Origin of the sequence: Streptacidiphilus sp. EB129 (genome assembly GCF_041262645.1) — a bacterium.
Lineage (GTDB): Bacteria > Actinomycetota > Actinomycetes > Streptomycetales > Streptomycetaceae > Streptacidiphilus.
Genome location: NZ_JBGCCS010000024.1, coordinates 99,821 through 124,104 on the forward strand (window position 1 = coordinate 99,821; position 24,284 = coordinate 124,104).

Consider the following 24,284-nt stretch of genomic DNA (forward strand, 5'->3'; position numbering starts at 1 on the left):
CGGACGGCGGCGCGAAGGTAAGAGGGGACGGTTAAGGATGATGTGCCATTCTTAGCCGCCATGACGACAGATCAACTCCGTCAGGACCGGCCGGCGGTTCCTGGACGGCATGCCCGGCACGCCATGAGCAAGGTGCCGGAGGTGACGGTCTACTTCTGGATCGCCAAGGTGCTGACCACCGGCATGGGCGAGACCACCTCGGACTTCCTGGTCAAGACCTACGACCCGGTGATCGTGGTCGCGCTGGCCGGCCTGGTGCTGGCCGGGGTGCTGGGGCTGCAGTTCTTCGTCAGCCGCTACCAGCCCTGGGTGTACTGGGCGGCCGTGGTGATGGTCAGCGTGTTCGGCACGATGTGCGCGGACGTGCTGCACGTCCAGTTCGGCGTGCCGTACGTGGTGTCCAGCGGTGGCTTCGCGGTGGTCCTGGCAGTGATCTTCCTGCTCTGGTACCGCTCGGAGGGGACGCTGTCGATCCACAGCATCCACACCCCGCGCCGGGAGGCCTTCTACTGGGCCACGATCATCGCCACCTTCGCCCTCGGCACGGCCACCGGTGACATGACGGCGACCACCCTCCACCTGGGCTACTTCACCTCGGGCGTGGTGTTCGCGGTGCTCTTCGCGCTGCCGGGACTGGCGCACTGGAAGCTGGGCCTGAACGCGATCTTCGCCTTCTGGTGTGCCTACATCATCACCCGCCCGTTCGGCGCGTCGTTCGCCGACTGGATGGGGGTCTCGCACGCCCGTGGCGGTCTGAACTGGGGCACCGGGCCGGTCAGCCTGGTGCTGCTGGTCCTGATCATCGGCTGCGTCGGCTTCCTGGCGGTCACCCGCAAGGACGTGACCAGCGCCGCAACCGGGGACGTGGCGGCCGCCGAGGCCTGACCGTCCGCACCCCGGGCCCCTCCCCCGACCGCGCCAACCGCGCCGGATCGCGCCATCCAAGGCGCGCCGCGCCGTCGTCGCTGCCGTGCCACTGTCAGTGCCTCGTCCTAGGCTGGCGTGGCAGGCACAGCGAGGTCGAGAGGGGGCCCGGACATGGGCGAGGGCACAGTCAGGACCAAGGCCGCCACACCGGCCGGAGCCGAGCCGGTGGACACGCAGCTGGAGCGGTACCGGGTGGAGCTCACCGGCTACTGCTACCGGATGATGGGCTCGCTCTTCGAGGCCGAGGACGCGGTCCAGGACACCATGGTCCGGGCCTGGGGGGCGTACGACCGGTTCGAGAACCGCGCCTCGCTGCGTACCTGGCTGTACCGGATCGCCACCAACGCCTGCCTGGACCAGCTGCGCGGCCGCGAGCGCCGGGCCCGGCCGATGGACCTCAGCTCGCCGCACTCCGCCTCCGCGCCGCTGGCCGAGCCGCTGGCGGAGACGGCCTGGCTCGGCCCGGCCCCGGACGAGCGGGTCGTGCCGGAGACCGGCGACCCGGCGGAGGTCGCCGCGCTGCGCGACACCGTGCGGCTGGCCTTCGTCGCCGCGCTGCAGCACCTCGCCCCGCGCCAGCGTTCGGTGCTGATCCTGCGCGAGGTGCTGGCCTGGCAGGCCGCAGAGGTCGCCGAGCTGCTGGACACCAGCGTCGCCTCGGTGAACAGTGCGCTGCAGCGGGCCCGCTCGACGCTGGCCGACCGCGACGTCAGCGCGGCCGACCCGGTGCGGCCCATGGACGAGTCCCAGCGGCAGCTGCTGGCCCGTTACCTGGCCGCCTTCGAGAGCTACGACCTGGACTCGCTCACCTCGCTGCTGCGCGAGGACGCCATGCTGACGATGCCGCCGTACCCGATGTGGTTCCAGGGGCACGACGAGATCCGCGGCTGGATGCTGGGCACCGGCAGCGGCTGCCGGGGTTCGCGGCTGCTGCCGGTGGTCGCCAACGGCATGCCGGCCTTCGGCCAGTACCGCAGGGCGGAGGACGGCGACGGCCACACCCCGTGGTCACTGACGGTGCTGGAGATAGCCGAGGGCCGGATCACCGGCGTGCACGCCTTCCTCGACACCGACCGGCTCTTCCCCCGGTTCGGGCTGCCGCCCCGGCTCTAGGGCCAGGGGCGGCCGAGCGGTCCCGGCCGGCAGCGGTCGCCGGCCGTCAGCGGTCGAGCTCCTCGATCAGGGCGTCGACGCTGCGCTGGACCACCCGGCAGGCGCGCCGGGTCGCCCCGCCGTAGCCGGGGTCGTTGGCGAGGGCGGCCCAGCGCTGGTGCGAGGCGTGCGCGTGGGCGGCGAGCTCGGCCCGGGACGCGGTGACGGGCAGGCCGAGGCGCTCCGCAGCGGAGGTGCCCCGCTCGCCGACGATCCGCAGCGCCTCCAGGGCGTCCTGGTCGCTGAAGGTCAGGGCGTCCGCGTAGTAGTCGTGGACCACGGTGAGTTCGTCGAAGGCGCGCTCCTGGAACGCCATCCGGGTGACCTCGACGGCCGCGCGGTCGAGGACGGAGCGTACCCAGTCGGTGCCGGGAGCCCGCGCTCCGCGTTTCGCGGCGGCCACCTGGGCGTTGATCTCGGCGATCAGGCGATCGAGTTTGATCAGGTCCGCCCGGCGGCCGAAGTGGTCGACCAGGAGCGTACGGAAGGCGGAGAGGCCGCTGCTGTGGTACAGCTCCCGGCGCAGCGCGTCCAGATCGGGGACGTCGTCGCGGATCAGGTCGCAGGCGAGGACGATGCCGTAGGCGTTGAGCCGCTGGAACAGCGACCTGCGTCGCTCCGGGGGGACCGGCAGGTCCTGGTGGCCGCCGCCGGCGAAGCCGGGCCCGAACTTCACCCGCCGCACCAGCGTCTCCCGGCTCAGCCGGTGGGCGAGGGCGCCGAGGTCGTCGAAGTCCTCGGGGCCGAGGGTGGCCGCCGCCGCACCGACGAGGCTCGCCAGCGGGTGCAGTTCGTACAGCGACCGGTCCGCGCGGCCCTCACGCATCAGCCGTCCGGCGACCCGGCGCCCCACGGCCAGCACGTCCTCCCGGTCCGGACTCCAGAAGCGCTCGACCTTGGTCAGCGCGCCGATGGCGGTGACCGGGCTGGTCAGCGCGGGCCCGGCCCGGTGGAAGTCGCCCAGCAGCTCCTCCTCGCGGGCCGCCTGACCGCGCGAGGAGAGCACATGCACCAGGGCGTTGGCCTCGGCGGCGTGCCTGAGGCTGGTGGCGCGCACCCCGTCCTCGGACAGGCCCAGGACGCGGAGGGTGGTGGCCGAGTCGGTGGCGAAGACCGAGTCAAGTCCAGGGGTGTCGATCAGGTCGAACATCGCCAGGTTGGGATTGGGGTGGGCGAACTCCAGGTAGTCGATACCGGCCAGGAAGCCCTGGTCCGCCTCGCGGCGGCGGGCGGTGAGCGCCACCAGGGCCGCGACGGTCGGCGGGTCCACGCGCTCGACCGGGCCGCCGAGGTGATGGATGGTCAGCCCCGCCCCGGGAGCGTTGCGGAACCAGTTGACGTTGTAGGTGAGCTCGGTCGCACCGGTGGCGGCGTAGCGGCCGCCGAGCAGCGCGTTGGCCAGCGTCGACTTGCCCGCGCTGACCCTGCCCACCAGCGCGACCCGGATCGGCTCGGAGAAGCGGCGCCGCTGCTCCGCCAGCGCGGCACGGGCCTCGGCCAGGGCCACGTCCTCCGGGAGCAGTCCGACGGCCCGTCCCAGGGCGGCATCCACCCTGCGCCGCAGGTTGCCCCCGTCCCCGTTCGGCCGGCCGGTCACGGTGCGCCGCCGGTGAGTGCGACGGTGGCCTGCCTCAGCTCGGCGACGCGGTCGCGCAGCGCGGCGATCGGGGCGCGCTCGGCCGCGAGGACCGGCTCCCTGGCCCGCGCCTGGGTCACGTCGCTCCGGCTCGATTCGCGGGCCCGCCGCACCGCGTCCTCCGCGCTGTGCCGGGCCTGGACGATGCGGCTCCGCAGTTCGGCCGCGATGGCGTGGGTGAAGCTCTCCGCGACCGCGTCGATGGACCTCTCGATGTGCCGTCGCTGCTTCTCGTACCAGGGCGTCAGCTCCTTCGTCAGGATCCGCCGCCGGGCGTCCTGGTTCTTGGCCTGCTCCGCCCTCAGCGCGCTGCGCAGGTCGATGGCGCTGCCGACCAGGCCGCCGACGGCGAGGCCGATGCCGGTGCCGACCAGCGCGCCGATGCCCGGGATGGGGATCAGGAAGGGGAAGACGACGCGCCCCAGGCCCATGCCGATGCCGATCCCGGTCTGGGTCGCCCTCTTGGTGCTGCTGTTGTAGGTCCGCAGCAGTGGCCTGTGTCCTTGCGCGGACTGCGGCCAGGAGTCGTCGGGCAGGTCCGGGACCGGCGGGTCGGGCAGGGCGTCGATTCCGGAGCGGCCGATGTCCAGCTCGCTCTTCCGGGCGAAGGCGCGCAGCAGGGCCGCACTGCCCTCGTCCAGGTGCAGCTTGGCGTTGGCCATCTCGGTCGAGACGTCGTCGACCAGCCGGTCCACCAACCGGTCGGTGTTCTCCAGCAGTTCGTCGTCGCTCAGATAGCGGGTCTCCAGCCGCCGCCAGATCGCGTCGACGCCCTTCAGCGTCGTGGACTTGACCGTGCCGGCCAGCTCCTTCACCTCGCCGGACAGATCGTCGTACCAGGTCGCGTCGCCGGCATCCAGGGTGGCCAGCCGGCTCTCCAGGGCGTCGAGCACCTGGTCCAGGGTCTGGGTGGCGTCGGCCTGGCGGGTGTGCAGCGCGTCGATCTCCGCGTCGATCGGCCGGAGCAGAGCCAGCGCGGAGTCGTCCAGGGTGGTGAGCGCGTCGCTGAGCAGCACCTTGGCCTGACGCCGGGTCAGTGCGCTCCACAGCACCGCCTCCAGCTCGCCGAAGTTGCTCATGGCGAGTTCGTCCGGGTCGCCACTGGCCACCGAGTCGAGTTTGAGGTGGCTGGAGACCGGGATCAGCCGCACCTGCTGCTCGGTCCTGCCCGTGCTGTCCGCGAGCTTGCGCCGGGTGTCGGCCAGCAGCTCGTCGTAGTCGTCGACCAGGTCGATCTTGGTGAGCGCGAAGAACAGCGCGTCCCGCTCCTCGGTCACCTTGGCCGCGTCGGCGGCGCGGCGCAGGAACTGCAGCTCGCTCTCGCTCATCGGATCCACGTCGACGACAAAGAGGATCGCATGCGCCCCCGGCAGTGCCGCGTGGGTGGCGGTGGTGTGGGCGCCGTGGACGCCGCCCACCCCCGGGGTGTCCACCAGCACCAGGCCGGAGGCGAGCCGGGGGTTGGGGATCCTGATCGCGACGCCCTGCACGCCCTTGCCGTTGCCGGGATTGCCGGCCTCGGTGACGTAGTCGGCGAGCTCGGCGCGGGTGACCGTCCGCTGCTCGAAGCCGCCGTCCACGTCGTCGTCGCCGCCGACGTCCGCGTCGCCGTCCTTGTTGCTGCCGCCGTCGTCGGTGGGTACGCGGGCGAGCAGGACCGTGATCTCCTCCTCCGGCCCGTACTCCACCGTGGTGACCAGGCTGGTGGCGTAGTAGTCGTCCACCGGGAACAGCCCCGGCTCCTCCAGCAGCGCGTTGAGCAGGCTGGACTTGCCGCGCTTGAACTCCCCGCAGACCACGGCCGTCAGCCTGCCCTCGCTCAGCCGACGCCGCGCCGCGACCAGGCGCTGCTCGGCCTCGTCGGCCCCGGCCCGGTCGGCGGTCGCGACCAGCTCGGTGAAGAGCGCGAGTGCCTCGTCCCGGAGCGCGTCGTAGCCCGGTCTAGGCATCACTGCCACCGCCGTTGTCGCCGGGATGGCTCGGTCCCGGACCCTGCAGGGTGTACGCGTCGAGCGCGTGGAGGAAGCCGTCGGCGGAGATCACGTGGACCGCCGGACCGACCGGCACCGGAGCGGAGTGGATCTCGCCCCCGGTCCGGTACGACCGGACGGTGGGCGCTTCGGCCGGGCCGTTCTCGCTCCAGGGATCGACGGCGTAGAGGTGCTGGTCGGTCGACCCGAGATAGACCACGCCGCCCCTGGCCGCCAGGCCCCGCCCGGCGGACCCGGCGACCCTCAGCCGCCGGCTCTCGGCGCCGTCGCGGAGGTCGAACGAGGTCAACGAGCCGTCGGTGGCCGCGAGATGGACCAGGGCCGAGCCGGTGGCGATGCTGTCGCAGGCCAGCAGCGGCGGCGTCCCGAAGGCTCGGGCTGCGATGTCCCGGGCGAGGACGCCGACGCTGAACCTCGGCTCCCTGGCCCGCTCGGCGCCGCCGAAGGCGACCGACCACAGCTGACGGCCTTCGGCGGCGCAGTCCAGGGCCCGGAGCGTGCCGTCGGTGAAGCACCCGATCACCATGCCGTCGACGACCAGGGGGGTGCCCAGCACCGTCACCGGCGTGGACCAGAGCACGCGTCCCGACAGGGCGTCCACCGTGGTCAGCCGGCCGTCCGTGGTCACCGTGACCAGGGCAGTGCCGGCGGCCCAGGCGACCGACCGGACCGGCGAGTGCAGCGGGAGCCGCTTCCGCAGCTCGCCGGTGGCGCAGTCCAGGACGTGCAGGTTCCGGTCCTTGGAGCCGAAGCAGAGCAGGCCGTCCGCGAGCACGGGAGTGGTGGCGACCTCGTCTCCGGCCTGGTAGGGGCGGCGCCAGCGGGGTGCGCCGGTCGCGGCGTCCAGCGCGAACAGCCGACCGTCCCGGCGGCCTGCGTACACCCGTCCGTCGGCGGCGGCGGGGGCGACGGTGAGCTCGACGCCGAGGTCACGGCGCCAGCGCGGGGCGCCCGTTGCCGCCACCCGCGCGTCCACCCGCCCGGAGCGGCCGCACACGTAGACGCTTCCGGTGGCCGTCCCGCTCCCGGCCTCGTCCAGCACGGCCGGGGGCCCGAGCAGCTGGTTCAGCCCGGTGCGCCAGGGCTGGAAACCGCGGGCGGCGGTGAGCAGCCAGTCGCCGCTGTGGACCCGGTCTCCCGGACGGACGTGCTGGGCGCGCACGGTGCCGGACACCCTGGCCCGCAGCCCCAGGATCGCGCCGGAGGTCAGTCGGACCTCGGCGAGGTCCGCGCCGGCCGGGTACTCCCGGCCGACCGGGACGTGCCAGACCAGCAGGTCGGCGGTGCCGCCGGGGACGGTCCAGCGAACCGCCTGCTCGCCGGGGTCGTCCGGATCCTGGGTGAGGTAGCGGTCCGGCGCGGTGCCGGCGAAGCGGGCGGCGCCGCGCAGCACCGCGTACTCGCGTTCGCCGGCGCTGCGGACCGGCCGGTCGAACTCGGCCGTCAGCGCGGATCCGACCAGCGGCATCCGGCTGCTGCCGCCGACCAGCAGCACGGCGGCCAGACTCTCGCTCGGTACCTCCGCCTCGGCGAGCAGCTCGGCGCAGCAGCGCACCGTGCGGGCCACGAAGGGCTCGGCGAGCTTGTTGAAGGTGCCCCGGTCCAGGGTGAGTTCGAGCATCCGGTCGAACAGCTCCACGGCGGAGGGGCGTTCGCTCAGCTGATGCTTCAACTGGGTTCCGAGGGTGGACAGTTCGATGCGGGCGCGTAGGGCCGCCAGCCTGTCCTGGGTGCCGTCCGGGCCGCGGGCGTCGAGCAGGGCCGACAGCTCGTCGGATCCGTTCTGGATCAGCCACTGGAGTACCGCGGCGTCGATGTCCGTGCCGCCGCAGTCGTCCAGAGTGCGGTGCCCCAGCACCTCCTCGTACTGACCGTGCGCGCCGATGCGCACCAGCGCGGCATCGAAGGTGCCGCCGCCGAAGTCGTAGACCAGGACCAGGTCCCCGCGCTGGAACGGGTTGCCGGCCGGGGCCTCCAGCGCCGCCGCCACCGGCTCGAAGATCAGCTCCACCGAGCGGAACCCGGCCGCCTCGCCGGCCTCGATCATCCGCTGCCAGCGGGGATCGTGCGGACCGCCGTAACTGGTCGGCACCGTCAGCACGGTACGGGTGATCGGTCCGCGTCCGTGCACCTTCTCGGCTTCGAGTTTCAGGGCCCGCAGCACGCCGGTCGCCAGCTCGGTCGGGGTGAAGGCGCGGTCACCGAGCCGGATCGGCGTCTCCTGGCCCAGATCGCGCTTGAACTCGCTGCGGTAGTTGCCCGGATGGACCCGCTTGTGGCGCTCGGCCGGTGTGCCCACCAGCAGGGTCTCGCCGTCGAGGTAGACGGCCGAGGGCCAGGACCAGGTGCGGCCGGTGGGCTCCAGGATCGGCTGGACCGTGCCGTCCGCCACGACGGCGGCCGACGAGGCCGAGGTGCCGAAGTCGATTGCCAGGACCGCGTCACTCATGCGTGTGCTCCCGCTCCACCGTTGGGGTGCTTGCGCGCTGGTATGGGGCCGGTCGGGCGCAGCCGGACCGGTGCGCTGGATCCACTGCGCTGATCGACGGCCGGACACGGACGCTGCCGTGCCGGAACGGTGGGCGGGCCGGGGGCTTCCGGGGCAACAGGATAGTGGCGGGCGGGTCGGTTGTGGGGTGGTTCGTCACGATGAATCCAGAGTGTGGCAGCGGGAGTTGGGGACCGGCGGGCGACCGGCCGGGTCACTCGCGGTCGGGCCCGGGCGACTCCAGGGCCAGGGCCACCCGCGCCGCCGTCGCACTGTCCGCCGGAGCGGGGGAGCCGACGACGCCGTCCCCGGCGGGCTCCGCTCTGGCGGGTTCCGCGGCGCTCGGGCCTTCGGAGGCGACGCCGCGGATCCGGGATTTCCTGATCCACTCGGTCGCCGTCAGCAGGTCCGCCTGACGGACCCGGTCCCGCCCCTCGCGGGCGGTCGCGGTCGCGGCGTCGATCACCGCCTGCCGGATCTCCCGGCCGCAGAGCCCCTCCACCGTGGCCAGCTCGGCCACCACGACGTCGTCGGCCAGCGGTAGTTCGCGCGGCAGGTGCCGCTGCCAGATGGCGGTGCGCGCGGCGAGGTCCGGGAGCGGGAAGCGGATGTGCCGCACCCGGCTGTCGAAGGCCCGGTCGTAGCTGCGCACCAGGTTGGTCGCGAAGATCACCAGGCCCTCGTGCGCGTCCAGCGACATGACCAGCTCGCTGCGCATGGCGTTGGCGGCGTGCTCCGAACCCTGGCTGGTGGTCTCGAAGCGCTGCGACATCAGCGAGTCGGCCTCGTCCACGAACAGCACCGCGTTCTGGGCGCGGGCGGCGTGGAACAGCGCGTCCAGGTTCTTCGGGCCCTCGCCGTAGTACTTGCTCTCCAACTGAGAGAACTTGGTGTGGATGATGCGCTGTCCCAGCCGCTGCGCCACCGCGTGGGCGGCCAGGGTCTTGCCCGTGCCGGGGTCGCCGTGCAGGTTCACCGCGGAACCGGGGCAGGGCTCGATGCTGCGCAGGTTCCAGGTGTCGAACAGCAGCGGACGCAGCGTCACCGTCTCCACCGCGAGCAGCAGACGGTCCATCACCTCCTCCGGCAGGACCAGGAAGTCGAAGCCGTAGCGGGGCTCGACGGCGGTGAAGCAGGCCGCGCGCTCCTCGACCGACATTCCGTCCGCGTCCAGCGGCCTGCCGCCCGGCGCGGTGGCCGAGCCCGGCGCCGCGGCCGGAGGCGGAGTCTGCGGCGGCAGCGGCCGGTCGCTGACGGTGAGCGTCAGCCGCTCGGTCGGATGGCGGCGGCTGAAGTGGTCCGCCGCCGAGATCAGCCGGGAGCGCAGCATGGCGGCGTCCACCGGTGGGGCGTCGGCGGGTATGCCCTGCACCGAGAAGCCGGGCCCCAGCGAGCGCAGCAGCTCGGGCGGCGGGGTGTCGAGTGCGCGGTGCCGGTCCGTGGTCATGGGGAAATCCTCCTCAGACGGTCACCCGGACCTGGTCGCGGTAGCCGAAGGTCGCCGCCAGGTCCGGGTCGAGCTGCTTGGTGTGCCAGGTACGGCGGGCGGCCTCGGCTCCGTCGTCGCGGAGCCCGATCACCACGACGTTGACGCTGCCGTCTTCCAGCGCGGTACGGATCAGGTCGGCCTGGACCGCCCGCTTGCGGGTCAGCCAGGAGCGCACGGCGGTCCAGGTCAGCAGGCTGACCGTGCCGAGTCCGGCGAGCAGGAGCAGGGCGAGGGTGACGGGTTCCACGGCGCTCAGCTCCAGACGGTGACGCGGTTGCCGGTGTGGGCCTGGCGGACCTGGTCGTCGACCGCGTCGGTCCTGATCCGGCGGGCCTCGATGAAGGAGCCGTTCTCCTGGTCGAAGATGCCCTGCACGTAGTTGACGCGGCCGCTGCTGAGCTCCTGGGCGACGGTCACCGCCAGCGCCTCGGGGTTGGACTGGACCGAGGCGGCGCGGTCGCGGAACCAGTCGATCAGGTAGTCCAGGGTGAGCAGCGCGACATAGACCGCGCCGGTGGCCAGCGCCCCGATGGCGATCATGATGGCGATGGAGATGGGGTCGAACACGGTGGTACTCCTCTCTGCGGGCTTGAGCTTCTCCGGGGCTGCGGGCTGCGCTCAGCCGAACAGCAGGACGTCCTTGTCGCCGAACGCGTCGGCCAGCTCGTCGTCCATCCGGATCACCTGGTAGGACCGGGACGGCGCGGCGGGGCCGTGCAGCCCGCCCAGCATCGGCCGGCCCCTGGTGTCCAGGAACACCAGGTGCACCACCTGCTGCCCGTCCTCGACCCGGCGCACCGCCGCACCGGCCCGGACGTCGGGCGTCGGCGGCCGCTCGCTGACGAAGAAGGCGACGACCTGCTCGTAGGTGAGCGTGTCGATGGTCGGGGGCCGCCGTTCGCGCAGTGCGGACCAGACGTCGGTCAGCTCCTGGTTCTTCTCGCGCAGCCGGCTCACGCCCTGCGCCAGACCCCGCAGCACCGCGGCGCCGACGCCGACGGCTATGGCATGTCCCGGAGTTGGCCGCTGCTCGGGCACGTCCCTGTCGGGCTCGTTCCTGTTGTGCGCAGTCCTGTCGTACTCGGTCATGAGGCACCTCGCTTCCTGATCTCCACTCCACCCTGGTCCCGTCGCCGTCCTGAGACCTCGTCTCCGTACGGGATCCGGGAGAGATTCTTCTTTCGCGACCCCGTACTGCGACGGGATGCGGTCGGCTGGAGCGGGCCACGGTGGAGTCAGGGGGCCGGAGGAGAGGGGGCACCATGATCGAGCGTCATGCCGGGGTGCGGCGGCTGTGCCTGGCCGTGTCGTCCGGAGCCTCGGACCTGCTGGCCTCCGCCTGCCGGATGGGCGGCTTCGACCGGTTGCAGTTGCTGGGGGAACCGGGCCGGGGGATCGAGGTCGCGGTCGCGCCGCCGGGGGTCGACGAGATCGCGCTCATCCGGGACCTGTTGGAGGAGCTCCACGGCCGGATCAGGGCCCGGCCGTCCGGACCGGGGGGACCCGTGCTGATGGCCGTGCACGTGGGCATCATCCGGGTGGTCGGGGACGGGTTCGGGGGTACGGGCGTGGCCAGGACCAGGGAACTGGTCCTGGCCCCGGCCGTCACGGCGATGGTCTGCCAGGCCGAACGGGAGGCGACGGTCTCGGTGGTGGTCTCGGACAGCCTGTTCGCGGACCTGCGCGCCGAGGGCCTGCCGGGGGACGGGTGGCGGCCGGTCGCCTCGGCGGCCGGCTGGCTGCGCACCGTCGCCGCCCCTGGGGTGGGTGGCGGCAGTGGCTTGCAGCGATGGTGGTGAGTGCGGCCACCGTCCCGCTACGGTGGCCGCAGCACCCCTCGCACGCAGCAGAACCCTCGTACGCAGCAGCACCTTTGTGCCGAAATGCGGGAACCAGGGAAGGTGCCTGACGATGTCCGTACCCGCGGGGAACCGCCGACTGTGCGTCGCCTACGACATCGAGAGCTACAGTCGGCGGGACCAGTTCTCGCAGTTCGACGCGCAGAGCCGGCTGACCGAACTGCTGGACTCCGCCTGCGCGGCGGCCGGACTCGCCGTCGGGGACTGCCGGTTCCAGCAACAGGGCGACGGCGGCCTGGCCCTGCTGCCGACCGGCGGAAGCGTCGACGACCCGCGGCTGATCGACGCCTTCGTCCGGTCCCTGATCACCGGCCTGGCCACGGTCAACCGGCTCCGGTCCGCCGAGGCCCGGATCCGGCTTCGGGTGGCCGTCCACGAGGGGGTCGTCTTCACGGCGGCGCACGGGTACGTGGGCGGTGCGGTGGTCGACGTGTTCCGGATGTGCGACGCCGCGCCGACCAGGTCCGCGCTCATCGACAACCCGCGCGCCGATCTGGTCCTGGTCGCGGCCGACGGCGTGTACCGCGATGTGCTGATGCATGGTCACCACACGCTGCCCGGCGACGCGTTCGAGCGCCATGAGCTCCGGGTGAAGGACTACGCGGGGGTCGGCTGGATCCACGTCCCCGGCCGCGTGGTGCCCCCGGCGGCCTCGGGTGCCACGGCGTCCGCCGGTGCGCCGTCGTCTCCGGAGCCGGAGGCGTCCCGGGCGGTCCCGCCCGCACCGACGTCGACCCCCGCCGGGTCGCCGGGCGTGCCCGCGCCGTCGGCGTCCGGGCCGCAGCCGGAGCCGGAAGGGGGGCCGCAGTCGGGGCCGCAGCCCGGGTCCGTCCTTGAGGAGCTCTTCGGCGCCGGCGGATACGAACTCTAGGCGCGGTCACCGCTCCTGGGAGAAGGCGATGGCCTCCAGGTGGTCCAGGTCCAGCACGGTCAGCGAGCGGTAGCCGGTCGACACCACGTCCAGCGAGCGCAGCTGGCGCAGCACCTTCTGCACCGAGGGCTCCGCCGCCCCGGCCAGGCTGGCGAGTTCGGGCTGGGTCAGCGACCAGCGGATCAGTGCCCGGTTGCCGTCCCGGTCCCCGTAGGTCGCGGCGACGTGGAAGAGCACCCGGGCGACCCTGGTGGCCACGTCGTAGCCGTAGAAGTCGACCCGGCGGGTGTTGGCGTGCCGCAGCTTCCCCACGACCGCGCGGTTCACCGCGTGCGCGATGTCGGGACCGCGCCGCAGGCAGTCCAGGAAGTCGGCGATCCTGATCGACCGGGCGACCACGGCGCCGCAGGTGGTGACGGTCGCCGAGCGGGTCCCGCCGTCGATCGCGGCCAGCTCGCCCACCAGGTCCCCGCCCATCCGGATCGCCAGCAGCGCCTCACGTCCGGACTCGGTGAGCCCGGTGGCCTTCACCACCCCGTCGATGAGCAGGTAGACGACGGCGGCCTGCTCGCCCTCGCGCACCAGCACCTCGCCGGCGTCGGCGTACTGCACCAGGGTCCCCAGCGACAGCAGGGTCCGGCGTCCGCTGTCACCGAGTCCGCCCAGCAGGGTGGCACGCGGCCACTGCTGGTGGTTCCAGCGGTGCGCGCCCCACGGCTGGGAGGAGCCGTGGTGCTGTGGCGTTCCGTCGTCGCTCTTCACGTGTGTGGCCCTTCGCCGAACGGGTGCGGCCAGGCGGCTCTCAGGTCGACCGGCCTAGGGGGCGGGCGGCGACCCGAGCGGCAGCACGAACCGCCGCTGGGGCTGCTGCGCAGCCGCCCGTGTGGTCTCGAACACCCCGTAGCGGCGCACCCTGAGCTGCGCCTCCGAGTCCAGCCGCAGCAGCAACTCGCTGGCACTGCACGGGAGTTCGATCAGCGCGTCGGTGTGCTCCAGGCGCGGCCGGAGCGGCGCGCCCGGCTGTGCCAGGTACTTCCAGCCGAAGCCGTCGGCACCCCGGTTCTCCGCGGTGACGATCGGGCGCTGCTCCGGCCGCTTCGTGCTGACCGACCGGGTCTGTGCGGCACGGACCGCGAGCAGGCCGTCCAGGGTGGAGGAGAACTCCGTCGTCCTGGTCTGCTCGGACTCGGAGTCGACCGTGGTCCACATCGGACGCTGCGCCCTGACGACCGCGTCCGGGGTGTCCAGCAGCACCACCAGGCGGGCCCAGTCGTAGCCGTAGCGGGGCGCCAGGTCCTCGACCATGAACGCGAACCGCACGATGACGTGCCGCAGCCGGTCGAATCCGGGACGCCGTCGGGTGAGCGGCGGGAAGTCGTCCGGCGGGACCGTCGACAGCACCGGCGTCAGGTAGCCGATCCCCGCGGCGCGGACGAAGCGCGAGTCGCCGTCGGACCGGTCCTCCGCCTCCACCTCGTCCATCAGGTCCAGCCGGATCAGTCCGTCCGGGAGGTCGTCGTCCTCGTCGGGCTCCGCCAAAGGGTCTGCCACGGTCGCCGTATCCCTTCGCGCGCTGCATGTCGGACAACCTACCGACTGTCCGAGATGTCACAGATGCACAGTCATATTCCTGGAGCACTGGGGGAATTGCAATGTCTGACGGGAACGGACACGAGAACCACGGGGACGCGGTCGCCGCGTGGATCGACGAGGGCGTCGATCTGATGGGACGGTTCGCCGGGACCCGGGACCAGAAGGCGCTACGGCGGGCCGTCGACCTGTTCCAGGCCGCTGCCCGGGCCCTCCCCGAGGACGACCCCGACCGGGCCGTCCCGCTCACCAATCTGGTCGGCGCACTGATGACCCTGCACGCGGTGACCCGGGCGATCGAGCCGCTGCGCGAAGCCGTCGGCACCGGCCGGGAGTTGGTGGCCAGCGGACTCCCGGGCCACCCGGAGCCGGCTGTCGCGATGTCCAATCTGGCGGTCGCCCTGCACATGCTCTACGAGCGCGAAGCGGATCCCGCGCTGCTCGACGAGGAGACGGCGCTGCTGCGCGGGGCGGTCGGGATCGCCGGACGCGACGACCCGCGCCGAGGGGGCATGCTGTCCAACCTGGCCACGGCGCTCCGGGTGGCCTCGGAGCTGCGCGATGCGCCGACGCTGCTGGACGAGGCGGTGCTCCGGGCCCGCGAGGCGGTGGCCGCGCTGCCGCCGGGGGAACGCGGCGGAGCGATGTCTGTCCTCGCCACCGCGCTGCGCGGGCAGTACGGCCGCACCGGCAACCTCGCCCAGCTCTGGGAGGCGGTCGACCTGGGCCGTGCCGCCGTGGACGCCACCCCGCCGAAGAGCTGGCAGCGGGCCGAAGCCCTGCTCAACAGTGCGGCGCTGCTCCGGCTGCTGAGCGCGCGCACCGGTGACGGCGCGCTGCTCGGCGAGGCGGTCGACCGGCTGCGCGAGGCCGTCGCCCTGCTGCCGCCGCCGCATGCGAACCGGCCCCCGGCACTGTCGAACCTGGCCCTGGCACTGCGGGAGGCATGGCTGCGCTCCGGGGAGCTGGTGCTGCTGCAGGACGCCTGCGCGGTGATGGGGGAGGCGGCGACCGCGGTCGGGCCGAAGGACTTCCGGTACGGGGGCTATCTGTCCAATTTCTGCCTGCTGCTGGGAGATCTCGCCGCGCGCTCCGGCCGCCCGGAACCGCTGGCCATGGCGGTCGAGGCAGGGCGACGCGCGGTGGACGCGACTCCGCCGGACCACGTCGGCCTGGCGGTGCGGCTGGACAACCTCGCCTGCGCGTTGCGCGCCCAGGCGGAGCACACCGGCGCCGTGGAGCTGCTGACAGAGGCGGTCTCGCACGCTTCGCGGGCCGTCGACGCGACGCCCCCCGGGCATCCGGAACGCGCACGCTACCTGGGCAATCTGGCCACGGTACGCAAGGACCTCGCCGGGCGGACGGACGGCCCGGAGGGCGTGGCGATCCTGCGGGGGGCGCTCGCGCAGGCCCGCGACGCGGTGTCGCTGGGCCAGGTCGACGACCCCCTGACGGCCGGTCACCGCAGCAACCTGGCCGCGATCCTGATCGACGTCGCGGAGCGCACCGGCGATCCGGAGCCCGAACGCGAGGCGCGGGCGCAGTCCCGGACGGCAGCGGAGACCGACATCGCCCCGCCCCGCGAGCGCGTCCGCGCCTACCGCACGCTGGCCAGGCTGTTGAGCCGCACTGCCGGTCGGGCCGAAGCCGGGGCGGACGGTCGGGCGGGAGCGGATGCCGACGAGGCCGCTCGCACGGCGGCCAGCGACCGGAGCGCCGCCCTGGCCGCGATCGAGGCCGCCGTCGAGCTGCTGCCGTCCCTGGCGGCACGTCAGCTCTCGCGCGGTGACCGTGAGTACGAAACCGGTCTGCTGTCCGGACTGCCCGCGCAGGCGGCCGCCGCCGCGGTCGACGCGGGGCAGCCGGCGCGCGCCGTCGAGCTGCTGGAGCAGACCCGGGGCATCCTGGTCGCCGACGCGCTGGACGCCCGCAGCGGCGAGGCGGCCAGGCTGCGCCGTCGGGACCGCCGACTGTTCGACCGCTTCCAGGAGTTGCGGACGCGGATCCAGCAACTGGAGTCCGACACCGACAGCCAGTGGTTCGAGAGCGGGCAGGAGAGCCCTGCGGCTCATGGCGCGCGTTCGTCCCGGGAGTTGCGCACCGATCAGCGCCGTGAGGCGCGGCAGGAGTGGGACGATCTGCTCGCGGAGATCCGCGCGGTGCCGGAACTCGCCGACTTCCTGCGTCCGCCGGATGTCACGACCCTGGCCCGCGCGGCCGAGGGCGGGACCGTCGTCTACCTCTACGCCGACCCGTCGCGCTGCGACGCCCTGCTGCTGGCACCGGGCCTCAGCCCGGTGACCGTGGTCCCGCTCCCGGGGCTGGCCCCCACTGACATCTCCCGCTGGACCGCGCTGCTGCGACGCGGCGCGACCGAGGAGGAGGCGACCGAGCTCTGCGGCCGGCTGTGGGACGCGATCGCCGAGCCGGTGCTGGGCGCCGTCGACGCGGCTGCCGCCACCGCGGTCACCGATGCCGCCACTTCCGGAGTGGACGACGGTGGACGCGGCACCGGTGCCGGTGAGGGCGATTCGGCCGCCGCCGCCGATCCGGCGGACGGCGCCAACCCGGTGAACGCGGGCGCGGCGCGCTCCGAGCAGTTGCCACGGATCTGGTGGTGCCCGGTCGGTGCCGTCGCCCAGCTTCCGCTGCATGCGGCGGGTCACCACGGCAGCGTGGATCCGCAGCGTGGTCCCCTGGACGGCGAGCCGCGCCGGATCGCCGCGCTGGACCGCGCCGTCTCCTCCTACACCCCCACCGCCCGCGCGCTGGCCGACGCCCGCGCCCGGGACGGGGCGCCCGCCCTCCGTGCGAGCCGCGAGGCGCTGGTCGTCGCGGCGCCGAAGGTGCGTCCGTTCCGCACACTGCGCGGAGCAGCGGCGGAGAGCCGGTCCCTTCGCGCGCTGATCCCGTCCGTCCGGGTGCTGGACGATCCGCGCCGGGCGCAGGTCCTGGACGCCCTGCCGGGCAGCTCGGTGGTCCACTTCGCCGGCCACGGGGTGGCCGATCCGGTCGACCCCGGCGCGGGCCGACTGATCCTCGCCGACCACCGCGCCGCGCCGCTGACCGTCGCGGCGATCAACGACCTGCAGCTGACCGGCGCCACCCTGGCCTACCTCTCGGCCTGTTCGACCACCGCGACCAGTGCCGAACTCGCCGACGAGGCCGTCCATCTGACGGCGGCCTTCCACCTGGCCGGGTTCCGAGGGGTGATCGGCACCCTGTGGCCGGTGGACGACAACATCGCCTACGAGGTCGCGGTCGACGTCTACACCCGCCTCACCGACCAGGGCAGGGCCCAGCCCGACTACGCGGGCGCGGCCCTCGCCCTGCACCACGCGGTGCGCGCCCAGCGCCGCGAGGAGCGCTTCACCAACCCCACCCGCTGGGCCGCCCACCTGCACACCGGCGCCTGAGCCGGCCGGCGCGCGCCGCCGTCGCCCCGCCGGGCGTCGGCGGCTACGAGCGAGCAGAGCAGGATTCGGCAGAGCAGGATTCGGCAGAGCAGGATTCAGAGATAGAGGCCGTCGCTGGGCGCGGCCGGGGCCGGCAGCAGTGTGCCGGGGCCCTGGCGCAGCGCGTACAGCTCGGCCAGGGTCGCGCCGCCGGACGGGGTGGGCGCGACGCCGTCCAGCCAGGCCTCCGCCTCGGGCCCGCTGAGCGGGCCGACCTCGACCCGGGCCAGGCAGCGGCCCGGCCGGACCACGGCCGGATGCAGCCGCTCCAGGTCCTCGTTGGTGGTCACCGCGACCAGAACCTTGCGGCCCTGGCCGAGCAACCCGTCGGTGAGGTTGAGCAGCCGCGAAAGCGCCTGACCGGACGCGCGCTTGGCGCCGCCACGGATCAGCTCGTCGCAGTCCTCCAGCAGCAGCAGTCGCCACTGCTCCTCGCCGTTGTCGTCCGACCCGTGGCGCTGCGGCCCGAGCGCCACCTCGATCAGGTAGCCCGGGTCGGCGAACAACCGCTCCGGGTCCAGCACGCACTCCACCGTGCACCACTCGCGCCAGGCCCGCGCCAGCGTGCGCAGCGCGGTGGTCTTGCCGGTGCCGGGCGGGCCGTGCATCAGCAGCAGCCGTCCGGCGACCTGCTCCGGCTTCAGCCGCATCAGGCCGTCGAAGGACTCCGCCACCAGCCGGGTGTAGTTGCCGCGCACGTCGTCCCAGCCGGGCGCCTCGATCCGGCGCCGGGCCCGGACCGGGCCGCGTCCCGCCGCGAGGTGCCAGAAGCCCATCGCGACGACGTCCTCCTCGGTGGGCGCCTCCTCCTGGGCGCCGTCGACGGCCTGCTCCAGCACGGACTTGGCCAGCGCGTCGTCGGTGGCGGTGACCGTCACATCGCCGTTCACCGTCCCGCCGTTGCGCCACCAGGACGCCTTCAGGGTCCAGCCGGGGCCGTCGGCCAGCACCACGGTGCGGCTCTCGGCCTCGCTGCGGCGGACCACCCGGGCCCCCGGCGGCAGCAGCGTCGCGGCCGGGTGGACCGGGCTGACCGAGGCGGAGCGGGCCCACGGCTGGGTCCCGACGCTGAACGAGGCCAGCGCCAGCGCGTCCACCACGTCCCCGGGGCCGTCGCCGTCGTCCAGTGCGAGGCGCAGCGGCAGCAGGTCGGCGGGCTCGACGCTGACGGCGGGCTCGACGGAGGCGGCCGTCGCGTCGCCCGGACCGGCCTGATGCAGAAGTGTCATGCACGACATGATCCGCTACCGGGCCCGGAACAGCACAGCAGTTTTCCGGTCCGGCGGATCCGGTCCCGCAGTTCGGGTCCGACTGTTCACGTTCGGCGGTTCCCGCGCGGTGGTACTTTCTGCGAGGATCACCGACGGCCTGCGGACTTCGGGTTGATGGGCGATCATAGCCCCGGGCTGGTTCACGAGTTCGGCGCGAAGAGCGGAGTGATGATGGCGGACCGAGCGAACGGCGAGGGCGTACTGGACGAGGAACGGCCCCCGTCCCGCGATCTGAGACCCGACATCCCGCACTCGGCGCGGCTCTACGACTACTACCTCGGCGGCAAGGACAACTTCCCGGCCGACCGTGAGGCCGCCGCCCGGGTGGTCCAGTTGCTGCCGCACGTGCCCGCCGGGGCCCGGGCGAACCGGCGCTTCCTGGGCCGCGCCGTGCGGTTCGCGGCGGTGCGCGGCATCCGGCAGTTCCTGGACATAGGCACCGGCATACCCGCCGCCGGCAACACCCATGAGATCGCGCAGGCGGTCGCCCCCGAGTCGCGCGTCGTCTACGTCGACAACGACCCGATCGTGCTCGCCCACGCCCGCGCCCTGCTGCGTGGCACCCAGCAGGGCCGCACCGGCTACATCGACGCCGACTTCCGGGACCCGGAGAAGATCCTGCACGCGCCGCAGAGCCTGGACCTGCTGGACTTCTCCCAGCCGATGGCGCTGCTCAGCGTGGCGCTGCTGCACTTCATCCCGGACTCGGAGGATCCCGCCGCGATCCTGCGCCGCTACACCTCGCAACTCGCCCCCGGCAGCGTGCTGATCCTCTCGCACGCCACCGGCGACCTGATGGACGCGGAGAAGCTCGCGGCGGCGGCCACCGCCCTGCAGGCCGTCAACACCTCCGGGGTCGATCTCACTCCACGCACCCACGCCGAGGTGGAACGGCTGTTCGGCGACTGGGAACTGGTCGAACCGGGCGTGGTTCCGGTCCACGAGTGGCGCCCGGACGGCCACGTCGAGGACGCCGCCCTGCCCCGCTCCCAGGCCAACGCCTACGGCGGCGTCGCGGTCAGGACCGTCCGCCGGTAACAGCGGCGGAGGCCCGTACACCCGCGGACAGCCGCCGCATCGCGCGGCGTTGCCCGTCAGCGGCCGGGGTGCAGCCAGCAGGCCACCGAGCGCTGCTCCGCCCCGGCCGTTGGCCCTTCCGTTGCTGCGGCCGCTGCCCTGGCCGTTGATCCGTCCACCGGCACGACCAGGGGCGGCAGTTCCTCCGTGCAGCGGTCGAAGACCTTCGGGCAGCGCGGGTGGAACGCGCAACCCTGGGGCATCGACCGCAGGTCCGGCGGCGCTCCGGGGATGCCGGTCAGCTCCCGGCGCGGCCCGCGCAGCGGCGGGAAGGCATGCAACAGGCCCTCGCTGTAGGGGTGGAGCGAGTCCCGGTACAGCTGCGCCGCCGGTGCCTGCTCGACGATCCGCCCCCCGTACATGATGGCGATCCGGTCCGAGAACTCGACCAGCAGCGACAGGTCGTGGGTGATGAACAGCACCGAGAAGCCCAGCCGCTCGCGCAGATCCACCAGCTGGCGCAGGATCTGACGTTGCATCACCACGTCCAGCGCGGTCGTCGGCTCGTCCATGATGACGACCTGGGGCTCCAGCGCCAGCGCCATGCCGATCATCACCCGCTGCCGCATACCGCCCGACAGTTGGTGCGGATAGCTGTCCAGACGGTCCGGGGCGATGCCGACCAGGGTGAGCAACTCCCGGGCCCGGGACAGCCGGTCAGTCTTGCTCATCGCGGGCCGGTGCGCCGCCAGCACGTCCGTCAGCTGGGTCGAGACCCGGTGCACCGGGTTGAGCGAGTTCATCGCGCCCTGGAACACGATCGAGGTCTCGGCCCAGCGGAACCTGCGCAGTCCGGCGTCGTCCAGTCTCAGCACGTCCACCGGGTCACCGGCCGGCGGGTGATAGACGACCTCGCCACCGCTGATCACTCCGGGCGGCGCCAGCAGCCGGGTCATCCCGTACGCGAGCGTCGACTTGCCGCTGCCGCTCTCGCCGGCCAGGCCCAGCACCTCGCCCCGGTGCAGGGTCAGGTCGACGTCCCGCACCGCCCGAACCGCGCGGTCGCCCAGGCCGTAGTCGACGCACAGACCCTTGATCTCCAGTACCGGCTCGCCGCTGCTCACTGCGCCTCGTCCCTCTCACTCGTACCGGTCCCCGCCGTTCCGGCGTCCGACGGACCGGTGCCCGGCAGCACCGGGGTGAAGCCGACCCGCATCCGTACCGGGCGGCCGTCCGCGCCCCGCGCCCCGCGCTCACCGTGGTCGCGCAGCCGGGGGTTGACGAACTCGTCGATGCCGAAGTTCACCAGCGACAGCGCCGTCCCCAGCAGTGCGATGGCCAGCCCCGCCGGCACGAACCACCACCAGGCGCCCTGGGCCAGGGCCTGCTCGCTCTGCGCCCAGTACAGGATCGTGCCCCAGTTCCACGGGGAGATCCCGGGCACGCCGATGAAGGCCAGCACGATCTCGGTCATCACCGCGTAGATCACGGTGCCGATGAACCCCGAGATGATCACCGCGCTGAGATTGGGCAGCAGTTCGAAGGTGATGATCCGCCAGGTGGACTCGCCGGTCGCCCGCGCCGCCTCGATGAAGTCCCGGCGCCGCAGCGACAGGGTCTGCGCCCGCAGCACCCGCGCCCCCCAGGCCCACGAGGTCAGCCCGATCACGAGGGCGACCAGGGTGTCCCCGCCGGTCGGCAGGCTGGAGGTGATGATGATGATCAGCAGCAGCGCCGGGATCACCAGGAACACATTGGACGCCGCCGACAGCGTCTCCGAGCCGACCCCGCTCAGGTAGCCGGAGGTCACCCCGATCAGCACCGCCAGCACGGTGGCGATCACCCCGGCCAGCAGCCCGACGTAGATGATGCTGCGGGTCCCCACCAGCACCTGGCTGAACAGGTCCTGGCCCAGGTGCGTGGTGCCGAACCAGTGCCGTCCCGAGGGCGGTTGCAGCAGGTCGTTGCTGCGCCCGGACGGGTCGTACGGGGCAACCCACGGTCCGATCACCGCGACCAGACAGAAGAACGCGAGCAGCGCCGCCCCGGTCCCGGCCTTGGCATTGGCCAGGAACGCGAACCGGCGGCGCCCGCGCGGCGCCGGACCGGGGTTCGCGGTGGCGGGATCGGCGGCGCGGCCGGGACCGGCGGGGTTCCCGTCGGCCGGTGCGCCGACCGTGAATGCCGCCGGGTTCGATGCCGCCGCGTTTGACTCCGCCGCGTTCGATGCCCCTGCGTTCGATGCCGCTGTGGCCATCGCTCAGCCCTCCTTGCGGGTGCGCGGGTCGAGGATCAGGTAGGCGACGTCGGCGAGGAAGTTCGCCAGCAGCACGGCCAGGGTGATCACCAGGACGATGCCCTGCATCACCGGGAAGTCGGAGGCGCCGACCGCCGTCAGCATCTCGTAGCCGACCCCGGGGTAGGAGAAGACGATCTCCACCAGCAGCGTCGAGCCGATGATCTGACCCAGCGCCAGGGACAGTCCCGACACGTTCGGCAGCAGCGCGTTGCGGGCGGCGTAGCCGAGCATCACCCGGCGCTCGGACAGGCCCTTGGCGTGCGCCACGGTGATGTAGTCCTCGGAGCCCACGGTCACCATCATGTTGCGCATGCTGAGGATCCAGCCGCTCATCGAGGTGACCACCAGCATCGCCAGCGGCAGCAGGCTGTGCTGGACCGCGCTGCCGATGAACTGCGGGTCCAGGTGCGGGACCAGCCCGGGGTCGTAGCCACCGGCGACCGGGAAGCTGCTGCCTGCCGCGACGACCACCGCCACCGTCAGGATGCCCAGCCAGAAGGACGGGATGGAGGAGATGAAGGTGGTGACCGGCAGCAGGAAATCCAGCCGGGAGCCACGCTGCCAGCCCGACAGCACCCCGAGGAAGGTGCCGGTGGCGAAGCTGACCAGGATCGCCACTCCGGCCAGGCCCACCGTCCAGGGCAGGTCCTGGCCCAGGATCGTGGTGACCGGGGTCGGGAACGAGGAGAAGGAGATCCCCAGGTCGCCGTGGAACAGTTGCACCCAGTAGTCCCCGTACTGCTGCAGCAGGCCCTTGTGCTTGTCCAGGCCGAACAGGACGTAGAGCGAGGCGATGGCCTTGGTGCTGATCTGCCCCTGGTTGCGGCTGATCAGCGCCATCACCGGGTCGCCGGGGATCAGCCGGGGGATGAAGAAGTTGACGGTGATCGCGGCCCAGGCGGTGAACACATAGAAGGCGAGCCGCTGCAGGAAGCGCTTCATCGGGACACCTCCGGTGTCCGGGTCTCGTCGAACAGCCAGCAGGCGGCCCAGTGCGCGGTGCCCGGCACGCCGTCGCCGCCCTCGTCGGTCTCGCCCGTCTCGTCGGTGCTCGGCACCGCGAAGCGCGGCGGCAGCTCGGTGCGGCAGACGTCCATGGCGAAGGGGCAGCGCGGGTGGAAGCGGCAGCCGGCGGGCGGGTCGATCAGGCTCGGCGGCTCGCCGGTCCCGGCGTCCTCGATCCGCTCCGGCTCCCCGCCACCCGCCGCGGCGCGGGCGATCCGGTCCGGGTCGGGCGCGGAGTCGATCAGCAGCCGGGTGTAGGGGTGGGCCGGCCGCTGGGTCACCGTCTCGCTGTCGCCGCCCTCGACCATCCGCCCCGCGTACATCACCAGTGTGTCGTCGGCGAAGTAGCGGGCCGAGGCGATGTCGTGGGTGATGTAGAGGACGGCCAGGCTCAGCCGCTCCTTGAGGTCGCGCAGCAGGTTCAGCACGCCCAGCCGGATCGACACGTCCAGCATCGACACCGGCTCGTCCGCCAGCAGCGCCTCAGGGTCCGCCGCCAGTGCGCGGGCGATGGCGACCCGCTGCCGCTGGCCGCCGGAGAGCTCGTGCGGGAACGCGTCCAGGTAGCGGGTCGCGGGCGTGAGCTGGACCCGGTTCAGCAACTGCTCCAGGGCCTGCTGCAATTGCGCCGCGCCCTCACGCCCACGGGCGCTGCCGCCCTTCCCGTGGATCTTCAGGGCACGGGTGAGGTGGTAGCGCACCGTGTGCACCGGATTGAGCGAGGCGAACGGATCCTGGAAGATCATCTGAACCCGGGCGTTGTACGCGCGGAAGCGCCTGCCGCCGCGCACCGTCACCGACTCGCCGTGCAGCCGGATGTCGCCCCCGGTGCGCGGATACAGCTGGGCGAGCAGCCGGGCGACGGTGGACTTCCCCGACCCCGACTCGCCGACCAGCGCGGTCACCCGGCCCCGGCGCAGCGTCAGCGACACGTCGTCGACGGCGTGGACCACCCGTGGCACCCGCGTCATGGCCTGCCGCCCGCTGCGCCGCACCGGAAAGTGCTTGGTGAGGCCCTCGGCCTCCAGGACGGTCGCGGTGTCAGGCGCCGGTGGCGAGGACGTTCGAATCGACGTCATATTCGCTGTCCCATCGTCGGGTCGGCCCGCGCCGGTCGGGCGCCCCCCCCCCGGGGGGGGGGGGGGGGGGGGGCCGGGGGGGGGGCGGGGGGGGGGGGGGGGGGGGTGGTGGGGGGGGGGGGGGGGGGGGCGGCGCCCCCGCGCCCCGGGGGCCG

20 protein-coding genes are annotated in these 24,284 nt (G+C 73.1%); 6 read left to right on the forward strand and 14 right to left on the reverse strand.

The features are described 5' to 3' along the window. Positions 1 to 123 precede the first annotated feature (123 nt). Positions 124 to 885, forward strand: a complete 762-nt coding sequence (locus ABH925_RS26135; RefSeq protein ID WP_370151369.1) for a hypothetical protein — start codon at positions 124 to 126, stop codon at positions 883 to 885. Positions 886 to 1,038: 153 nt separating this feature from the next. Next, positions 1,039 to 2,040: a sigma-70 family RNA polymerase sigma factor gene (locus tag ABH925_RS26140; RefSeq protein ID WP_370151371.1), complete on the forward strand. Its 1,002-nt coding sequence runs from the start codon at positions 1,039 to 1,041 to the stop codon at positions 2,038 to 2,040. A 46-nt stretch (positions 2,041 to 2,086) separates the two neighbouring features. Here the strand turns inward: ABH925_RS26140 and ABH925_RS26145 are convergent, their stop codons facing one another. From ABH925_RS26145 to ABH925_RS26175, 7 genes are all read right to left on the reverse strand, one after another. Then, complete coding sequence (locus tag ABH925_RS26145) at positions 2,087 to 3,631, reverse strand: dynamin family protein (protein WP_370151372.1); 1,545 nt, start codon at positions 3,629 to 3,631, stop codon at positions 2,087 to 2,089. 41 nt (positions 3,632 to 3,672) lie between these two features. Next, positions 3,673 to 5,664, reverse strand: coding sequence for a dynamin family protein (locus ABH925_RS26150; protein WP_370151374.1), 1,992 nt, complete (start codon positions 5,662 to 5,664; stop codon positions 3,673 to 3,675). Then, a complete protein-coding gene (locus ABH925_RS26155) occupies positions 5,657 to 8,155 on the reverse strand; it encodes an Hsp70 family protein (RefSeq protein WP_370151375.1) in 2,499 nt (832 codons plus the stop codon). The genes ABH925_RS26150 and ABH925_RS26155 overlap by 8 nt, the downstream gene beginning before the upstream one ends. Before the next feature lie 253 nt (positions 8,156 to 8,408). Then, a complete protein-coding gene (locus ABH925_RS26160; RefSeq protein WP_370151377.1) occupies positions 8,409 to 9,641 on the reverse strand; it encodes an ATP-binding protein in 1,233 nt (410 codons plus the stop codon). A gap of 13 nt (positions 9,642 to 9,654) precedes the next feature. Beyond that, positions 9,655 to 9,930, reverse strand: coding sequence for a hypothetical protein (locus ABH925_RS26165; RefSeq protein ID WP_370151378.1), 276 nt, complete (start codon positions 9,928 to 9,930; stop codon positions 9,655 to 9,657). A gap of 5 nt (positions 9,931 to 9,935) precedes the next feature. Then, on the reverse strand, positions 9,936 to 10,250 hold the full coding sequence (locus tag ABH925_RS26170) for a hypothetical protein (protein ID WP_370151380.1): 315 nt from the start codon (positions 10,248 to 10,250) through the stop codon (positions 9,936 to 9,938). A 51-nt stretch (positions 10,251 to 10,301) separates the two neighbouring features. Continuing rightward, entirely contained in the window at positions 10,302 to 10,772 is a 471-nt protein-coding gene (locus ABH925_RS26175; RefSeq protein WP_370151382.1) for a hypothetical protein, read from the reverse strand. Between the two features lie 173 nt (positions 10,773 to 10,945). Here ABH925_RS26175 and ABH925_RS26180 point away from each other — a divergent pair, with 173 nt between their 5' ends. Together ABH925_RS26180 and ABH925_RS26185 are read left to right on the forward strand one after the other, a co-directional pair. Next, complete coding sequence (locus ABH925_RS26180) at positions 10,946 to 11,482, forward strand: hypothetical protein (RefSeq protein WP_370151384.1); 537 nt, start codon at positions 10,946 to 10,948, stop codon at positions 11,480 to 11,482. A gap of 112 nt (positions 11,483 to 11,594) precedes the next feature. Beyond that, positions 11,595 to 12,413: a hypothetical protein gene (locus ABH925_RS26185; protein WP_370151386.1), complete on the forward strand. Its 819-nt coding sequence runs from the start codon at positions 11,595 to 11,597 to the stop codon at positions 12,411 to 12,413. Positions 12,414 to 12,419: 6 nt separating this feature from the next. On the opposite strand, the gene ABH925_RS26190 is transcribed toward ABH925_RS26185, so the two are convergent. Both ABH925_RS26190 and ABH925_RS26195 read right to left on the reverse strand, forming a co-directional pair. After that, the gene (locus ABH925_RS26190; protein WP_370151387.1) at positions 12,420 to 13,175 is read right to left on the reverse strand and encodes a Crp/Fnr family transcriptional regulator; all 756 of its coding nucleotides are present in this window, start codon (positions 13,173 to 13,175) and stop codon (positions 12,420 to 12,422) included. Between the two features lie 54 nt (positions 13,176 to 13,229). Next, entirely contained in the window at positions 13,230 to 13,964 is a 735-nt protein-coding gene (locus ABH925_RS26195; protein WP_370151389.1) for a hypothetical protein, read from the reverse strand. A gap of 101 nt (positions 13,965 to 14,065) precedes the next feature. Here ABH925_RS26195 and ABH925_RS26200 point away from each other — a divergent pair, with 101 nt between their 5' ends. Continuing rightward, positions 14,066 to 17,419 carry a CHAT domain-containing protein gene (locus ABH925_RS26200; protein WP_370151391.1) on the forward strand — a complete coding sequence of 1,118 codons (3,354 nt, stop codon included), beginning with the start codon at positions 14,066 to 14,068 and terminating at the stop codon, positions 17,417 to 17,419. Positions 17,420 to 17,514: 95 nt separating this feature from the next. Here ABH925_RS26200 and ABH925_RS26205 read toward each other — a convergent pair whose 3' ends face one another. Beyond that, a complete protein-coding gene (locus ABH925_RS26205) occupies positions 17,515 to 18,687 on the reverse strand; it encodes a DUF5925 domain-containing protein (protein WP_370151393.1) in 1,173 nt (390 codons plus the stop codon). Between the two features lie 156 nt (positions 18,688 to 18,843). On the opposite strand from ABH925_RS26205, the gene ABH925_RS26210 reads away from it, so the two are divergent. After that, on the forward strand, positions 18,844 to 19,767 hold the full coding sequence (locus ABH925_RS26210) for an SAM-dependent methyltransferase (RefSeq protein WP_370151394.1): 924 nt from the start codon (positions 18,844 to 18,846) through the stop codon (positions 19,765 to 19,767). A gap of 56 nt (positions 19,768 to 19,823) precedes the next feature. Here the strand turns inward: ABH925_RS26210 and ABH925_RS26215 are convergent, their stop codons facing one another. Genes ABH925_RS26215 through ABH925_RS26230 form a run of 4 tightly spaced genes read right to left on the reverse strand, consistent with a single transcriptional unit; the run spans position 19,824 to position 24,129 of the window. After that, entirely contained in the window at positions 19,824 to 20,870 is a 1,047-nt protein-coding gene (locus tag ABH925_RS26215; protein ID WP_370151396.1) for an ABC transporter ATP-binding protein, read from the reverse strand. Next, positions 20,867 to 22,003 (reverse strand): ABC transporter permease, encoded by a 1,137-nt coding sequence (locus ABH925_RS26220; RefSeq protein WP_370151398.1) that lies wholly within the window; start codon positions 22,001 to 22,003, stop codon positions 20,867 to 20,869. The genes ABH925_RS26215 and ABH925_RS26220 overlap by 4 nt, the downstream gene beginning before the upstream one ends. 3 nt (positions 22,004 to 22,006) lie before the next feature. Next, positions 22,007 to 22,987, reverse strand: a complete 981-nt coding sequence (locus ABH925_RS26225) for an ABC transporter permease (protein ID WP_370151400.1) — start codon at positions 22,985 to 22,987, stop codon at positions 22,007 to 22,009. Then, entirely contained in the window at positions 22,984 to 24,129 is a 1,146-nt protein-coding gene (locus ABH925_RS26230) for an ABC transporter ATP-binding protein (RefSeq protein ID WP_370151401.1), read from the reverse strand. Before ABH925_RS26230 ends, ABH925_RS26225 begins: the two co-directional genes overlap by 4 nt. Between the last annotated feature and the right edge of the window lie 155 nt (positions 24,130 to 24,284).

Coding starts and splice junctions, on each gene's coding strand:
- ABH925_RS26175 (WP_370151382.1), bottom strand. CDS start 10,772: ATGACCGAGTACGACAGGACTGCGCACAACAGGAACGAGCCCGACAGG.
- ABH925_RS26230 (WP_370151401.1), bottom strand. CDS start 24,129: ATGACGTCGATTCGAACGTCCTCGCCACCGGCGCCTGACACCGCGACC.
- ABH925_RS26225 (WP_370151400.1), bottom strand. CDS start 22,987: ATGAAGCGCTTCCTGCAGCGGCTCGCCTTCTATGTGTTCACCGCCTGG.
- ABH925_RS26210 (WP_370151394.1), top strand. CDS start 18,844: ATGGGCGATCATAGCCCCGGGCTGGTTCACGAGTTCGGCGCGAAGAGC.
- ABH925_RS26180 (WP_370151384.1), top strand. CDS start 10,946: ATGATCGAGCGTCATGCCGGGGTGCGGCGGCTGTGCCTGGCCGTGTCG.
- ABH925_RS26205 (WP_370151393.1), bottom strand. CDS start 18,687: ATGACACTTCTGCATCAGGCCGGTCCGGGCGACGCGACGGCCGCCTCC.
- ABH925_RS26160 (WP_370151377.1), bottom strand. CDS start 9,641: ATGACCACGGACCGGCACCGCGCACTCGACACCCCGCCGCCCGAGCTG.
- ABH925_RS26185 (WP_370151386.1), top strand. CDS start 11,595: ATGTCCGTACCCGCGGGGAACCGCCGACTGTGCGTCGCCTACGACATC.
- ABH925_RS26135 (WP_370151369.1), top strand. CDS start 124: ATGAGCAAGGTGCCGGAGGTGACGGTCTACTTCTGGATCGCCAAGGTG.
- ABH925_RS26150 (WP_370151374.1), bottom strand. CDS start 5,664: ATGCCTAGACCGGGCTACGACGCGCTCCGGGACGAGGCACTCGCGCTC.
- ABH925_RS26220 (WP_370151398.1), bottom strand. CDS start 22,003: ATGGCCACAGCGGCATCGAACGCAGGGGCATCGAACGCGGCGGAGTCA.
- ABH925_RS26140 (WP_370151371.1), top strand. CDS start 1,039: ATGGGCGAGGGCACAGTCAGGACCAAGGCCGCCACACCGGCCGGAGCC.
- ABH925_RS26200 (WP_370151391.1), top strand. CDS start 14,066: ATGTCTGACGGGAACGGACACGAGAACCACGGGGACGCGGTCGCCGCG.
- ABH925_RS26155 (WP_370151375.1), bottom strand. CDS start 8,155: ATGAGTGACGCGGTCCTGGCAATCGACTTCGGCACCTCGGCCTCGTCG.